Annotated in this window: 2 protein-coding genes; both read right to left on the bottom strand. The window is 74.5% G+C overall.

The genetic code is table 11. The features are described 5' to 3' along the window. Positions 1–22 precede the first annotated feature (22 nt). Complete coding sequence (locus tag ACFPP6_RS02565) at positions 23–5,587, bottom strand: type I polyketide synthase (RefSeq protein ID WP_465269361.1); 5,565 nt, start codon at positions 5,585–5,587, stop codon at positions 23–25. 32 nt (positions 5,588–5,619) lie between these two features. Beyond that, entirely contained in the window at positions 5,620–16,620 is an 11,001-nt protein-coding gene (locus tag ACFPP6_RS02560; RefSeq protein ID WP_382036597.1) for a type I polyketide synthase, read from the bottom strand. Between the last annotated feature and the right edge of the window lie 77 nt (positions 16,621–16,697).

The raw sequence follows: 16,697 nt of genomic DNA, 5'->3' as shown, positions 1-16,697 counted from the left end.
CGGTAGCAGTGCGTGAGAAGAGTTAGAGAGACCCGAGCTCTTGGTCGATGAGGTCGAACATCTCGTCGTCGGTGGCGGTGTCGATCCGGTCGAGGTCGAGACCGAAGTCGCGGTCGGTGCCGGGGCCTGCGTCGGCGGCGGCGTTCGCCGCGGCGTCCTGGTGGGTGTCGGTCCACTTCCAGAGCAGCGCCTTGAGCCGGGCCGTGACCTTGTCCCGTACCGCGTCCTCCGGGGCGAGCGCGGCCAGCCGGCCCTCCAGCCGGTCGATCTCTTCGAGGACCGGCGGCGTCCCGGCGGCGAGGTCGAGGACCAGGTCCTTGTGCAGGAGCCGGGCGATCGCGACCGGGTTGGGGTGGTCGAAGACGAGGGTGGGCTTGAGCCGGAGCCCGGTCGCGGCCTTGAGCCGGTTGCGGAGCTCCACGGCGGTCAGGGAGTCGAAGCCGATGTCACGGAAGGCCGTGGTGGGCTCGATCCGGGCCGCGTCGGCGTGGCCGAGGGCGGCGGCGGCCTGGTTGCGGACCAGGTCCAGCAGCACCTTCTCCTGGTCGGCTTCCGGCATGCCGGCCAGGCGGCGGGCCAGGGCGGGGGTCCGGGCGGCGGTCGCGTCCTCCTCGGCCGGGCCGCCGGTGTCGCCCACGAGGCCACGGAAGACCGCGGGCAGCATGCCGGCTCGGGCCATGGCGCGCAGCCCCGCGACGTCCAGCCGGACGGGCACGATCACCGGCCGGCCCACGGTGAGAGTGGCATCGAACAGGGCCAGGCCCTCCGCGGAGGTGAACGGCACGATCCCGGACCGGCCCATGCGGTCGCGGTCGGCGTCGGTGATCCGGTCGCCCATGCCGCCGTTGTCCGTCCACAGGCCCCACGCCAGCGAGGTGCCGGGCAGGCCCGCGGCCCGGCGCTGCCGCGCCAGCCCGTCCAGGAAGGCGTTGGCCGCCGCGTAGCTCGCCGCGCCGGCGCTGCCCAGGACTCCGGCCAGGGAGGAGAAGAGCACGAACGCGGAGAGGTCCAGGTCCTTGGTCAGCTCGTGCAGGTGCAGCGCGCCGTCGGCCTTCGGCCGCAGCACGGTGTCCAGGCGCTCCGGGGTCAGGGCGGTGATCACGCCGTCGTCCAGGGCCGCGGCCGCGTGCACCACGGCCACGAGCGGGTGCTCGGCCGGGACCGAGGCCAGCAGTCCGGCGAGGGCGTCCCGGTCCGCGATGTCGCAGGCGGCCACGTCGACGTGCGCGCCCAGCCCGGAGAGGGCGGCGACGAGTTCGCCGACGCCGTCCGCGGCGGGGCCTCGGCGGCTGACCAGGAGCAGCCTGCGTGCGCCGCGTTCGGCGACGAGGTGGCGTGCGAGGGACAGTCCGAGGCCACCGGTCGCGCCGGTGAGCAGCACGGTCCCTTCGGGGTCCCACGCGTGATCGGCGGGCTCCTCTGCCGGGGCGGTCCGTGCGAGACGAGGCACGAACAGCTTGCCGCCGCGCACGGCGGCCTGCGGCTCGTCCAGGGCGGCGAGCGCCGCGGCCAGTGCGGAGTCCACGCCGCCGCCGACCGTGACCGCGTCGTTCGCGTCGTCCACGTCGACGAGCAGGAGCCGGTCCGGGTGCTCGGCCTGGGCCGACTTCACCAGGCCGGCCACCGCGGCGTGCGCGGGGTCCGGTGCCGCTCCCTCCAGGTCGACGGCGCCGCGCGTCATCACCACGAGCCGCGCATCGGAGAACCGCTCGTCGGCGACCCACTCCTGGACGGCCGACAGCACACCGGCCAGCAACTCGCGCGTGGACGAGGCGGCTTCGCCCTCGCTCGGGGCGCAGGGCAGGAGTACGTGGGCGGGCGGGACCGCACCGTCGTCGACCGCCTTGCGGAGCGCGTCGAGGTCTGCGTAGGGGCCGTCGCCGCCGAGGACCACCCATGCGGCATCGGAAGCGGGAGCGGGAGCGGCCGCACCGGGAGCGGTGCGCTCGGTGCGCTCGGTGCGCTCGACCCAGTCGACCTCGAACATCCAGTCCTGGTGCGCCACGCGCGAGGCCAGCACCTGCTGCGGGGACATCGTCCGCGTCCGCACGGACGCCACCGAGGCGACGGGAGCACCGTCGGCGTCGGCCAGTTCGATCGCCACCGCGTCGCCGGAGCCGGCGCCGGCGGGCCGGATCCGTACGCGCACGGCCCCGGCTCCCGGGGCGTGCACCGACGCGCCGCTCCAGGCGTAGGGCATGAGCACCTCGCCGGAGTCTCCGGCACGGGCCGGCGCCAGGGTGTCCAGGGCGACGTCCAGCAGTACGGGGTGGAGGCCGTAGCGGTCCGCCCGGTCCCGCTCCGCAACAGGCAGCGCGATCTCGGCGTACAGCTCGTCCCCGGCGCGCCAGGCGGCGGACAGGCCCGGATGGCCCTCGACGTCCACCGGCTCGGCGCCCGCGGGGGGCCAGATCACCATGTCGAATTCGGCCACAGGGGCACTCCGGGTGAGCTCTCCGGCGACGTGGCGGACCCACGGCTCGTCGGCGCCGCCGGCGGCGGGCCGGCTGTAGACCCGCACCGACCGTCGGTCGGTGTCCTCGCCCGCGCCGATCTGCACCTGGATGCGGACGGCACCCTGCTCCGCCAGCACCAGCGGGGCGTCCACGTCCAGCTGCTCCAGATGCGGGAACCCGGCCTGCCGGCCCGCGCACAACGCGAGCTCCACGAACGCGGCGACCGGAAGCACCGGCACACCGCCGACCGTGCGTTCCACGATCCAGGGCGTGTCGGCCGGGGACAGCCGGCCGGTGAAGAGCACGTCCTGTCCCCCGGCGGTCTCCACCACCGCGCCGAGCAGGGGGTGACCGGAGGAGCCCAGCCCCGCCGAGGAGACGTCGAGCGCGGCCGTTCCTTCGAGCCAGAAGCGCTCGCGCTGGAAGGCGTAGGTGGGCAGGGCGACGCGCTTGGCGCCGGGGAACAGCGCCTGCCAGTCCGGGGAGACGCCGTGGGTGTGCAGCCGGCCGGCAGCGAGGGTGATCGCCTGCGGCTCGGGGCGGTCCGTGCGGAGGACGGGGACGGTGACGGTGACGGTGACGACGCCATCGCCTTCGTCGTCGAGGCAGCCCTGGGCCAGGGCACTCAGGACGCCGCCGGGGCCGATCTCGACGAAGGTCGTCACGCCCAGGTCGTGCAGGGTCCGGACACCGTCGGCGAAACGGACCGCCTCGCGGACGTGACGGACCCAGTACTCGGGGGTGTACGGCTCGGCCACGCCGCCCGTGAGGTTGGACACCACCGGGAGCTGTGGCTCGCTGAAGGTCAGGCCGCGGACGACCTGGGAGAAGTCCTCCAGCATCGGGTCCATCAGCGGCGAATGGAAGGCGTGGCTGACCTTCAACCGGGAGGTCTTGCGGCCCTGCTGCGCGAAGACCTCGGCGACGGCCAGGACGGCATCCTCGGCACCCGAAATCACCACGGACTGCGGGCCGTTGACCGCCGCGATACCAACCGGCTCCGTGAGGTGCGGCAGCACTTCGTCCTCGGCCGCCTGGACCGCCACCATCGCACCGCCCGCAGGCAGCGCCTGCATCAACGCAGCACGCGCCGACACCAGCTTCGCCGCGTCGTCGAGCGACAGCACACCGGCCACATGAGCCGCGGCGATCTCGCCAACGGAGTGACCGGCCACGTAGTCCGGCCGGATGCCCCACGACTCCAGCAGGCGGAACAGCGCCACTTCGACCGCGAACAGCGCAGGCTGCGTCGAACCCGTCTGGTGAAGCGTTTCGGCATCGACATCGACCGGCGCGTCCAGCAGCGCACACACCTCGTCATAAGCCGCAGCGAACACCGGGTACGCCGCGTACAGCTCACGACCCATCCCGATCCGCTGCGACCCCTGACCCGAGAACAGGAAGCCGACCTTGCCCCGGGCGGCGTCGGCGCGCCCCGTCACCACATGTGCCGCGGGCTCGCCCGCTGCGAGCGCGGTCAGCCCGGCGCGCAGCTCGTCCGCGTCGGCGCCGACCACCGCGGCCCGGTGTTCCAGCGCCGATCGGGTGACCGCGAGCGAGATCCCCACGTCGGCCGGCGACGCGGCCGCGAGGTCCGCGGACGACAGCAGCCGCTGCGCCTGCTGCCGCAGCGCCTCCTCGGTCTTCCCGGAGAGCACCCACGGCACCACCGGGGTCCGCGGCCGCAGCGGCTCCTCAACCGCCGCGCCCTCATGCCCCGTCCTGTCGTCCGCCGTTTCCTCCGCAGCCGGTTCTGTCGCCTGCTCCAGGATGATGTGCGCGTTGGTGCCGCTGATCCCGAACGAGGAGATCCCGGCCCGGCGCGGGTGGTCCGTCTCCGGCCACGCGACCGCCTCGGTGAGCAGCTCGACCGAGCCGGCCGACCAGTCGACCTGCGGGGTCGGCCGGTCCACGTGCAGCGTCCGCGGCAGCACACCGTGCCGCATCGCCAGCACCATCTTGATCACGCCGGCGACACCCGCCGCGGCCTGCGTGTGACCGATGTTCGACTTCAGCGAGCCGAGCAGGAGCGGCCGTTCGCGGTCCTGCCCGTAGGTCGCCAGCAGCGCCTGCGCCTCGATCGGGTCGCCGAGGTTCGTGCCGGTGCCGTGGGCTTCGACGGCGTCGATCTCCTCGGCGGACAGCCCGCCGCTCGCCAGCGCTTCGAGGATCACGCGCTGCTGCGAAGGGCCGTTCGGGGCGGTCAGGCCGTTGGACGCGCCGTCCTGGTTGACCGCGCTGCCCCGCACCACCGCCAGCACCCGGTGGCCGAGCCGGCGGGCGTCCCGCAGGCGCTCCACCAGGAGCAGGCCGGCGCCTTCGGACCACGACGCGCCGTCCGCGGCGGCCGCGAAGGACTTGCAGCGCCCGTCGGGGGCGAGGCCGCGCTGGCGGCTGAACTCGACGAACGCGCTCGGGCCCGCCATGACGGTCACGCCGCCGGCGAGTGCCATGGAGCACTCACCGTTGCGCAGTGCCTGCACGGCGAGGTGCAGGGCGACCAGCGAGGACGAGCAGGCGGTATCGATGGTGACGGCGGGGCCCTCGAGGCCGAAGGCGTAGGCGATGCGCCCGGAGGCGACACTGCCGGAGTTGCCGGTGCTGAGCAGCCCTTCGACCCCCTCGGGGAGGACACCGGGCGTGAAACCGTAGTCGTGGTACATCAGGCCGGCGAAGACGCCGGTGCGGCTGCCCTTGAGGGAGGCGGGGTCGATGCCCGCGTGTTCGAAGGCCTCCCACGCGGTCTCCAGCAGCAGCCGCTGCTGCGGGTCCATCGCGAGCGCCTCGCGCGGCGAGATCCCGAAGAAGTCCGCGTCGAAGTCCGCGGCGTCGTGGAGGAATCCGCCCTGCCGGGTGTAGACCTTGCCCGGCTGCTCGGGGTCGGGGTCGTAGAGCGAGTCGACGTCCCAGCCGCGGTCCTCGGGGAAGTGCGAGATCGCGTCGCCGCCCTCGTCCAGCAGCCGCCACAGCGCCTCGGGCGAGTCGACGCCGCCGGGGAACCGGCAGCTCATGCCCACGACGGCGATCGGCTCCTGGTCCCGGGACTCCAGCTCGCGCACGCGCCGCCGGGCCTGGCGCAGGTCCGTGGTGGCCCGCTTGAGGTAGTCGCGGAGCTTGTCTTCGTTCATCATCGGTGTTGCCCGCCCCTTTTGGCCTGCGCAGTTCAGGAGATGCCGAGTTCGTCGTCGAGGAGCTCGTACAGCTCCTCGTCGCTCGCCGAGCTGAGGTCGTCTTCGTCCTCGGCTCCGCCGGCGCCTCCCGGATCGGCCGGCTCGTTCCCGTTCCAGCGGGCGAGCAGAGCCTGGAGACGCATGTTGATCTTGGTTCGGGTGATGTTGTCGACGCCGTCCGCTCCGGCGCCGTCGAGGGCGGCGGCGAGGCGGTCGAGCTCGTCGAGCACCGACACCGTCCCGCCCGTGCCGCCGGGGAGGTCCTTCAGTACCCGCTGGGCGAGCACGGCGGGCGTCGGGTAGTCGAAGACCAGCGTCGCGGGAAGCCGCAGCCCGGTGGCCTTGTTCATCCGGTTGCGGAGCTCCACGGCGGTCAGCGAGTCGAAGCCCAGGTCGCCGAAGGCCTGGTCGGGCTGGACGGACTTGGCCGAGCCGTGCCCGAGGACGGCGGCGACCTCGGACCTGACCAGGTCCAGCACCAGCTCTTCGCGCTCGCTCTCGGGCAGGTCCGCGACCCGCCGGGCCAGCGGCACGGAAGCGGCCCGGTCCGTGCGCCGCGGCCGGCCGCCGACCAGCGTCCTGAGCAGCGGCGGCACCGGGGCGGCCGCGTTCCGCAGGGCGGCGAGGTCCAGCCGCGCCGCCACCACCAGGGGCTCGTCCAGAGTGAGCGCGGAGTCGAGGAGTCCGAGACCGTCCTCGTCGGACAGCGGCAGCACGCCGCCGCGGGCGAGCCGGGTCCGGTCCGCTCCGCCGAGGTCCTCGGTCATGGTGCCGGTCCGCTGCCACAGGCCCCACGGCAGCGACACCGCGGGGAGTCCCTGCGCACGGCGGCGCACGGCGAAGGCGTCCAGGAAGGCGTTGGCGGCGGCGTAGTTCGCCTGGCCGGGGGTGCCGAGCGTGCCCGCGAGCGAGGAGAAGACGACGAACCCCGACACCTCGCCCGCCAGTTCGTGCAGGTTCAGCACCGCGTCGACCTTGGGGCGCAGCACCGCGTCCAGCCGCTCCGGAGTGAGCGAGCCGATCACGCCGTCGTCGAGGACGCCGGCCGTGTGCACCACGGCCGTCACCGGCGTCTCCGCCAGCACCCCGGCGAGGGCGTCCCGGTCGGCCACGTCGCAGGCGGCCCAGCGCACCTCGGCGCCCGAGGCGGTGAGCTCCGCCCGGAGCTCCGCCGCGCCCTCGGCGTCCGCGCCGCGCCGGCTCATCAGCAGCAGGCTGCGCACGCCGTGGGCGGCGACCAGGTGCCGGGCGACGAGTCCGCCCAGGGCGCCGGACGCGCCGGTCAGGAGCACCGTCCCGGTGCCGAAGTCCGGGTTCTCGGACTGCGGGGCGTCGGCGCCGGCCCTGACGAGCCGGGGCAGCAGGAGTGCGTCGCCGCGCAGCGCCGCCTGCGGCTCCTCGGAGGCGAGGAGCCGGGGGACGGCCGTCGCCGCGGCCTGCTGCCAGTCGCTGTCCTTGCCGGTGTCCTTGCCGGTGTCCTTGCCGGTGTCGAGGAGGACGATGCGGTCCGGGTTCTCGGACTGCGCCGACCGCACCAGACCCCACACGGCCGCCTGCACCGGATCGTTCTGGGACGAAACGTTCTGGGACGGATCGCTCCGGGACGGGTCGTCTCCGGCAGCGACCGCGCCCCGCGTCACGAGTACGAGGCGGGCGGTCCGGTCCTCGGCCAGCCACCACTGCACCAGTCCGAGCACCTCGGCCAGGACCTCCCGGACCCGCTCGGCCTCGGTGCCCGAACCGGCCGGGCAGGGGACGACGACGGCATCCACGTCCGTATCCGCCCCGGTCCCGGTCTCCGTCTCCGTCTCCATCGCCATCGCCGCGGCGGAACGGAGGGAGGCGATGTCGTCGTAGGCACGTACGGCCGGGGCGTTCGCCTCGGACGGTGCGGCGAGCGGTGCCCACTCCACGGTGAACAGGGAGTCCCGGGAGCTCGTGCGGAGCTGGTCGGCCGATACCGGGCGCAGCGTCAGCGATTCCACCGAGACGACGGGCCGGCCCGTGTCGTCGGCGGCTTCCAGCCGTACCGCGTCCCCTCCGGCCTGCGAGAGCCGTACCCGCAGGCCGGCCGCTCCGGTTCCGTGCACTGTGACGCGGGACCACGCGAAGGGCAGCAGGGGCCCGTCGGCGGCCGGTACGAGTCCGCCCGCCCCCAGTGCGTGCAGGGCGGAGTCGAGCAGGGCCGGGTGCACGCCGAACGCGTCCGCCTCGGCGTGCGCTTCGCCGGGGACGGCCAGTTCGGCGTAGACCGCGTCGTTGCCGCGCCAGGCGGCGCGCAGCCCCTGGAAGAGCGGGCCGTAGCTCAGGCCGAGGCCGGCCAGGCGGTCGTAGAAGCCGTCGAGGTCCACGGGCTGCGCGTCGGCCGGGGGCCAGCTGCTCAGGTCGGTGGCGGAGGGGGCTCCGCCGGTGGCGAGGGCACCGGTGGCGTTGCGGATCCAGGAGCCTTCCCCGGCGCGCGAGTGCACGCTCAGCGGGCGGCGGCCGGAGTCGTCCCGGGCGCCCACGAGGACCTGGAGCACGACGCCACCATGCTCCGGCAGCACCAGCGGTGCCTGCAGGGTCAGCTCCTCGACCAGGTCGCAGCCGGTCTCGGCCGCGGCGTGGGCGGCCAGTTCCACGAAGGCCGTGCCCGGCAGGATCACCGTGCCCAGCACCGCGTGGTCGGCCAGCCAGGGCTGGGCCTGCAGCGACAGCAACCCGGTCAGCAGGTGGCCACCGGCGTCGGGGAGCTCCACCGCCGCGCCCAGGAACGGGTGGTGGGCGGAGTCCAGTCCGGCCGCCCGTACGTCGCCGGCCGGCGCGCCCGCTTCCAGCCAGTACCGCTCGTGCTGGAACGCGTACGTCGGCAGGTCGACGCGGCGGGCACCCGGCAGGACGGCGTCCCAGGCGACGGCGACGCCGTGCACGTGGGCCTGTGCCAGGGACAGCAGCAGCCGGTGCCGTCCGCCGTCGCCGCGGCGCAGCGTCGGTACGACCACGGCTTCGGCCTCGGCGGCCTCGATGGCGTCCTGGATGCCCGCCAGCTGCACGGGGTGCGGGCTGACCTCGACGAACACGTCGTGCCCATCGGCCAGGGCGGACCGGATCGCGTCGTGGAACCGCACCGTCTGCCGCATGTTGCGGTACCAGTAGCCGGAGCCGAGCTCGCCCGCGTCCAGCTTCCCGCCCGTCACCGTGGAGTAGAAGGGCACGGCGCCGGGGAGGGGGCCGATGCCGGCGAATCCCTCAGCGGCCTGCTCCTCGACCCGTTCGATCTGCGGCGAGTGCGCGGCGTAGTCGACGGCGACCTTGCGGGCCTGGACGCCCTCCTTCTCGCAGTGCGCGAGGAGTTCGTCCAGGGCGTCGGTGTCGCCGGAGACCACGACGGTCCCGGGTCCGTTCACGGCGCCGATGCCCAGGCGGCCGGCCCAGCGGCCGATCAGCTCCTGTGCTTCCTCCTCCGGGAGCGTCACCGAGGCCATGCCGCCGCGGCCCTGCAGTTCGCGCACCGCGAGGCTGCGCTGCGCCACGATGCGCGCGCCGTCCTCCAGCGAGACCGCTCCGGCGATCACGGCCGCGGAGACCTCGCCCTGGGAGTGCCCGACGACCGCGTCGGGAGTCACCCCGAAGGAGCGCCACACCTCGGCCAGCGCGACCGTCATCGCCCACAGGACGGGCTGCAGCACGTCGACCCGGTCCTGCTCGACGTCGGACGTGCCGCGCAGCACCGCGGTCAGGGACCAGTCCACGTGCGGCGCGAGGGCGCGCTCGCAGGCGTCGATCCGCTCGCGGAAGACCGGGGAGGTCTCCAGCAGTTCGGCGGCCATGCCCACCCACTGCGACCCCTGTCCGGGGAAGACGAAGACGGTCTTGCCGCCGGCGCGTGCGGTGCCGGTCACCACGCCGGGCGGTGTGGAGCCGTCCGCGACGGCGGCCAGCCCCTGCCGGAGCTCCTCGGGGGTGTCCGCGACCACCACGGCGCGGTGCTCGAAGGCCTGCCTGGTCGTGGCCAGCGAGTACGCAGCGTCGGCCGCCGGGACCGCGGTGTCGCCGCCGGTGCCGGTGCCGGTGTCCTCCAGGAAGGACGCGAGGCGGGTGGCCTGCGCCCGCAGGGCCGCTTCGGTCCTGCCGGAGAGCACCCAGGGCACGGCCGCGCCGGAGTCGGGCGCCGGGGGCAGCTCTGCTGCTGCGGGGGCCTGTTCGATGATGGTGTGGGCGTTGGTGCCGCTGACGCCGAACGACGACACGGCGGCGCGTCGCGGGCGGTCCGACTCCGGCCAGTCCATGGCCTCGGTCAGCAGCCGTACGTCACCGGCCGTCCAGTCCACGTGCGGGGTCGGCTCGTCGACGTGCAGGGTCCGCGGCAGGACGCCGTGGCGCATCGCCATGACCATCTTGATCACGCCGGCCACGCCGGCCGCGGCCTGGGTGTGGCCGATGTTGGACTTGAGCGACCCCAGCCACAGCGGCCGGTCCTCCGGCCGCTCCTGGCCGTACGTGGCGAGGAGCGCCTGCGCCTCGATCGGGTCACCCAGCTTCGTGCCCGTGCCGTGCGCCTCGACCGCGTCGACGTCGGCGGGTGCAAGTCCGGCCGAGGCCAGCGCCTGCCGGATGACGCGCTGCTGCGACGGGCCGTTCGGGGCGGTCAGGCCGTTGGACGCACCGTCCTGGTTGACCGCGCTGCCCCGCACGACCGCCAGCACCCGGTGGCCGTTGCGCTCGGCGTCGCTGAGTCGCTCGACCAGCAGCATGCCGACGCCTTCGCCCCAGCCGGTGCCGTCGGCCCCGGCCGCGAAGGCCTTGCAGCGGCCGTCGGGCGACAGGCCCCGCTGGCGGCTGAACTCCACGAAGACCGTCGGGCTGGCCATGACGGTGACGCCGCCGGCCAGGGCCATCGTGCACTCGCCGCTCCGCAGCGACTGAACGGCCAGGTGCAGGGCGACCAGCGACGACGAGCACGCCGTGTCGACCGTGACGGCAGGGCCTTCCAGGCCGAAGGTGTAGGAGACGCGCCCGGAGGCGACGCTGCCGGAGCCTCCGGTGGTGAGCAGGCCCTCGACGCCCTCGGGCAGTTCGCGCGGGCCCTGGCCGTAGTCGTGGTACATCAGGCCGGTGAAGACCCCGGTCCTGCTGCCGCGCATCGTCGCCGGGTCGATCCCGGCGCGTTCGAAGGCCTCCCAGGACGCCTCCAGCAGCAGCCGCTGCTGCGGGTCCATCGCCAGCGCCTCGCGAGGGCTGATGCCGAAGAAGCCGGCGTCGAACTCGGCCGCGTCGTGCAGGAAGCCGCCGTCGCGCGCGTACGTCTTGCCGAGGCGCTCCGGGTCGGGGTCGTACAGCGCGTCGACGTCCCAGCCCCGGTTGTCCGGGAACCCGGAGATGCCGTCCCGGCCGGAGGCCACCAGCCGCCACAGGTCCTCCGGCGAGCGCACCCCGCCCGGGAGCCGGCAGCTCATGCCGACGATGGCGATCGGTTCGTCGGCCGCGGCGGCGGACTGCCGCGCCGTGGTCGTGGTTGTGGCCGTGGCCGCCGGGGTCTCGCCGAGCAGTTCGGTGCCGATGTGGCGGGCCAGGGCGGCGGGCGTGGGGTGGTCGAAGACGAGGGTGGCGGGCAGGCGCAGGCCGGTGGCGGTGGACAGCCGGTTGCGCAGTTCGACGGCCGTCAGCGAGTCGAAGCCCAGGTCCTGGAAGGCGTGCGCGGGCTGGACGGCCCGGGGCGAGGAGTGCCCGAGCACGGCGGCGACCTCGGACCGGACCAGCTCCAGGACGGCTTCGTCGCGCTCCTCGCCGGTCAGCCCGGCGAGACGGTCGGCCGGTGATCCGGTGGTGGCGCGCCGGGCGGTGCCGCGCGTGCTGACGCGCACGAGTCCGCGCAGCAGTGCCGGTACGGTTCCGGCCGCCTGGTTCCGCAGGGCGGCCGTGTCGAGGCGGACCGGGACGAGAACGGGCTCGTCCGAGGCGAGCGCCGCGTCGAACAGGCGCAGGCCGTCCTCCGTGGAGAGCGGCAGTACGCCCGAGCGTGCCATCCGCGACCTGCCCGCCTCGTCGAGGCCGTCGGCCATGGCGCCTTCCTGCTCCCACAGGCCCCACGCCAGCGAGATCGTGGGCCGGCCCTGGGCGCGGCGGTGCCGGGCGAAGGCGTCGAGGAAGGCGTTGGCCGCGGCGTAGTTGCCCTGGCCGGGGTTGCCGAAGACTCCGGCGGCGGAGGAGAACAGGACGAACGTCGTTGCCTCGCCTGCGAGCTCGTGCAGGTTGAGCACGGCGTCGGCCTTGGGCTTCAGGACGGCGTCCATGCGCTCCGGGGTCAGGGCGGCGAGCACGCCGTCGTCGAGCACGCCGGCGGTGTGCACGACGGAGTCGACCGGAGTCCCGGCCAGCAGCCGGGCGAGGGCCTCGCGGTCGGCGATGTCGCAGGCGGCCCACGTCGCCTCGGCGCCGAGAGCGGCGAGTTCGGCTTCCAGGGCCGCGGCGCCCGGGGCGTCCGCACCGCGGCGGCTGACCAGCAGCAGCCTGCGCACGCCGTGTCCGGTCACGAGGTGCCGGGCGAGGGCTCCGCCCAGCGCGCCCGAGGCGCCGGTCAGCAGCACGGTGCCGAGGCCGCCCGGGGCGGTGCCCTGGGCAAGGGCGGAGGTGTCGCCCTCGGCGAGACCGGAGGCGGCGCCCTCCGCGGCCGACGACGCGGAGTTCTCTGCGGCCGGACAGGCAACGTCCTCGGTGGCCGGGGACACGGCGTTCTCCTCCGCCGGAGAGGCCACACCCTCCGCGGCCGGAGGCACAGGGTGTTCCGTGGCCGGAGAGGCAGCGCTCCCCGCGGTCGGCGAGGCATGGCTCTCCCCCGCCGGAGACGCGACGCGGGCCAGGCGCGGTGCGCTTGCCTCGCCGTCGCGGACGACGACGTGCGGTTCGCCGGAGTGCAGAACACCGGGCACGAGCCCGAGAACGTCCGCCGGGCGGTCGGTTTCGAGCAGCACGATCCGGCCGGGGTTCTCCGCCTGGGCCGAGCGCACCAGTCCGCCTGCGGCGGCGTGGGCGAGGTCGTCGCAGCGCGCCACCAGCACGAGGCGAGGCGTGCATTCCTCGGCGAACCACCGCTGGAGCAGCTGCAGCACCCCGGCGGTGACCGCGTGGACCCTTGCGGCCTCGGAGGCCCCTTCCGGGCCGTCGGGGCACGGAACCACGACCGCGTCCGGCTGCGTCGACGCGTCGACGCCGTCCAGTGCGGCGGCGGTGTCCGGGGCGTACGTGACGGTCGTCCCGTCGGCGGCATCGGACGGCAGGGTCAGCGGTGCCCACTCGACCGCGAACATCGCGTCGCCGTCGCCGGAGCGCTTGCGGAGCTGATCGGCCGCCACCGCGCGCAGCGTCAGCGCCTCCACGGACGCCACGGGCTCGCCGGCGGCGTCGGCCACGAGCAGGGACACCGTGTCCGGACCGGCCGGCGACAGCCTCACCCGTACGGTGGACGCGCCCGTGGCGCGCACGGACACGCCGGACCAGGCGAACGGCAGGAGCGGCCCGTCCGCTTCGTCCACCAGGGAACCGCGGGAACCGCCCGCGCCGATCGCGTGCAGCGCCGCGTCCAGGAGTGCGGGGTGCAGGAGGAAGGAGCCGGTGTCCGTGCCGTCGGGGAGGGCGACCTCGGCGAAGACCTCGTCGCCCGCGCGCCAGGCGCTCCGCAGGCCGCGGAACGCCGGGCCGTAGGCCAGTCCGAGGCCGGCCAGCCGGTCGTAGAAGCCGTCGAGGCCGACCGGCTCGGAACCCGCCGGCGGCCACGCCGTGAGCGCCTGCCCGGCTGCCGGGGTGCCCGCCGCTTCGGTGACGAAGCCGGTGGCGTGCCGCACCCACGGCAGGTCGGTGTCGTCCTCGGGGCGCGAGTGCACGGTCAGCGGCCTGCGGCCGGAGCCGTCGGCCGCGCCGACCCAGACCTGGACGGCCACGCCGCCCCGCTCGGGCAGCACCAGCGGCGCTTCGAGGGTGAGCTCCTCCAGCAGTTCGCAGCCGGCTTCGTCGGCGGCGCGCACGGCCAGTTCGACGAACGCGGTGCCCGGCAGCAGGACGTTGCCGAGCACGGCGTGGTCGCTCAGCCACGGGTGCGTGCGCAGGGACAGCCTGCCGGTCAGCAGCCGCTCGTCGCCACCGGCCAGGGAGACGGCGGCGCCCAGCAGCGGGTGGTCGGCGGAGCCCAGGCCGGCGGCGCGCACGTCGCCGGGCGCGGCCGGTGAGGCGTCGAGCCAGTAGCGCTCGTACTGGAAGGCGTAGGTGGGCAGTTCCACGCGCCGGGCGCCGGGGAAGAAGGCGTGCCAGTCCGGCGAGACGCCGTGCGCGTGCAGTTCGGAGACCGCGGCGACGAGTGCGGCCCGCTCGGGGCGCTCGGCACGGAGGACGGGGACGGTGACGATGTCATCGCCTTCGTTGTCGAGGCAGCCCTGGGCGAGGGCGCTGAGGACGCCGCCGGGGCCGATCTCCACGAGCGTCGTCACGCCCAGGTCGTGCAGGGTACGGATGCCGTCGGCGAAACGGACCGCCTCGCGGACGTGCCGGACCCAGTACTCGGGGGTGTACGGCTCGGCCAGGCGGCCGGTCAGGTTGGAGACCACCGGGAGCTGCGGCTGCTCGAAGGTCAGCCCGCGCACGACCTGCGCGAACTCCTCCAGCATGGGGTCCATGAGGGGCGAGTGGAAGGCGTGGCTGACCTTCAGCCGGGACGTCTTACGACCCTGCTTCTTGAAGACCTCGGCGATCGCCACGACCGCGTCCTCGGCACCGGAGACCACGACGGACCGCGGGCCGTTGATCGCCGCGATGCCCACCTGCTCGGTGAGATGCGGCAGGACCTCCTCCTCGGTCGCCTGGACCGCCACCATCGCACCACCGTCGGGCAGGGCCTGCATCAGCGCAGCACGCGCCGACACCAGCTTCGCCGCGTCCTCCAGGGACAGCACCCCGGCCACGTGAGCCGCAGCGATCTCGCCTACGGAGTGACCGGCCACGTAGTCGGGCCGGATCCCCCACGATTCGAGGAGCCGGAACAGCGCCACCTCGATCGCGAAGAGGGCGGGCTGGGCGGCGCCCGTGAGGTGCAGTTCTTCCGAGTCGACGTCGATCGTGGCGCCGAGGTGCGCGCAGACTTCGCCGTACGCGGCGGCGAACGCCGGGTACGACGCGTACAGTTCGCGCCCCATGCCCAGGCGCTGCGAGCCCTGGCCGGAGAAGAGGAAACCGACGCGCCCGCCGGTTCCGGAGCGGCCGCGCGCCACGCCCGGGGCCGGGGAGCCGGAGGCCACGGCCCGCAGCCCCTCGGCGAGCTCCGCCGGCGACTCGCCCTGCACCACCGCGCGGTGCTCCAGGGCCGTGCGCGTCGTGGCGAGCGAGAACGCCACGTCCAGCAGTGAGGCGTCGGTGTCCGTGTCGCTGCCGCTACCGGTGTCGGAGTCAGTGCCGGTGCGGGACAGCAGGCGTTCGGCCTGGGCGCGCAGGGCTTCTTCGCTCTTGCCGGAGATCACCCACGGCACCGGCCCGCCCTCGGCCGGGAGCGCGGCCTCGGCGGCGACGGCCTCGGTGTTCTCGGCGTTCTCGGCGTTCTCGGCGCCTCCCTCCGGGGTCTCGGTCTCCTCGGTGAACGCTCCGGCCGAGGGGGCTTCCTCGATGATCGTGTGCGCGTTGGTGCCGCTGATCCCGAAGGAGGAGATGCCGGCCCGGCGCGGCTCGCCGGAAGCCGGCCACGGCGTGGTCTCGGTCAGCAGCCGTACGGCGCCCGCCGACCAGTCGACGTGCGGGGACGGCGCGTCGACGTGCAGCGTGCGCGGGAGTTCGCCGTGGCGCATGGCCATGACCATTTTGATGATGCCGGCCACGCCGGCCGCGGCCTGGGTGTGGCCGATGTTGGACTTGATCGAGCCCAGCCACAGCGGCTTGTCGTCGGACCGGCCCTGCCCGTACGTCGCGAGCAGCGCCTGTGCCTCGATCGGGTCGCCGAGCCGTGTGCCCGTGCCGTGCGCCTCCACCGCGTCGACCTGGGTAGTGGTCAGCTGCGCGGCGGCCAGGGCCTGGCGGATCACCCGCTGCTGCGAGGGGCCGTTGGGGGCCGTCAGGCCGTTGGAGGCGCCGTCCTGGTTGACGGCGGAGCCCCGCACGACGGCGAGCACCTCGTGCCCGTTGCGGCGGGCGTCCGAGAGGCGCTCCACCAGCAGCAGGCCTGCGCCCTCGCCCCAGCCGGTGCCGTCGGCACCGGCGGCGAAGGCCTTGCAGCGGCCGTCGGGCGCCAGCCCGCGCTGGCGGCTGAAACCGACGAAGGTGGCGGGACCGACCATCGCGGTGACGCCGCCCGCCACGGCAAGCGAGCACTCGCCGTTGCGCAGCGACTGCACGGCCAGGTGGAGGGCGACCAGCGACGACGAGCACGCCGTGTCGACCGTGACGGCCGGGCCTTCGAGGCCGAAGGTGTAGGCCACCCGGCCGGAGGCGACGCTTCCCGAGGTGCCCGTGCCCAGATAGCCCTCCAGGTCTTCCGGGGAGTTCTGCAGGGCGGCGAGGAACTCGTGGTTCATCACTCCGGCGAACACGCCGGTCCGGCTTCCGGCCAGCGAGGCGGCGTCGATGCCGGCCCGCTCGAAGAGCTCCCAGGACGTCTCCAGCAGCAGCCGCTGCTGGGGGTCCATGGCGAGCGCCTCACGGGGCGAGATCCCGAAGAGGCCGGCGTCGAACTGCGCCAGGTCGCGCAGGAACGCGCCCTCGCGGGCGTAGCTGGTCCCGCGGTTCTCCGGGTCCGGGTCGTAGAGCGCGTCCAGGTCCCAGCCGCGGTCGGCCGGGAACTCCGAGACGGTGTCCCGTCCGCCGGCGACCAGCTCCCACAGATCCTCGGGCGAGTTGACGCCTCCCGGGTAGCGGCAGCTCATCCCGATGATGGCCACCGGCTCCCCGGCGGCGTCCTCGTAGTCACGAAGGCGCCGCCGGGTCTCCTGGAGATCTGCGGTGACTCGCTTCAGGAAATAGCGGAGCTTGTCCTCGTTCGCCACCGAAATCGTCCCTCACCCTTGCGAAGACTTACCGGAATTCGGCAAGGGGGTCACTGGGGACGCACCGGAACCGGAAC

Source organism: Streptomyces aureoversilis (genome assembly GCF_042657885.1).
GTDB classification, from domain to species: domain Bacteria; phylum Actinomycetota; class Actinomycetes; order Streptomycetales; family Streptomycetaceae; genus Streptomyces; species Streptomyces aureoversilis.
Note: the sequence above shows the minus strand (reverse complement) of the source record. Positions and strands in the feature narration are given on the sequence as shown.

Coding starts and splice junctions, on each gene's coding strand:
- ACFPP6_RS02565 (WP_465269361.1), bottom strand. CDS start 5,587: ATGATGAACGAAGACAAGCTCCGCGACTACCTCAAGCGGGCCACCACG.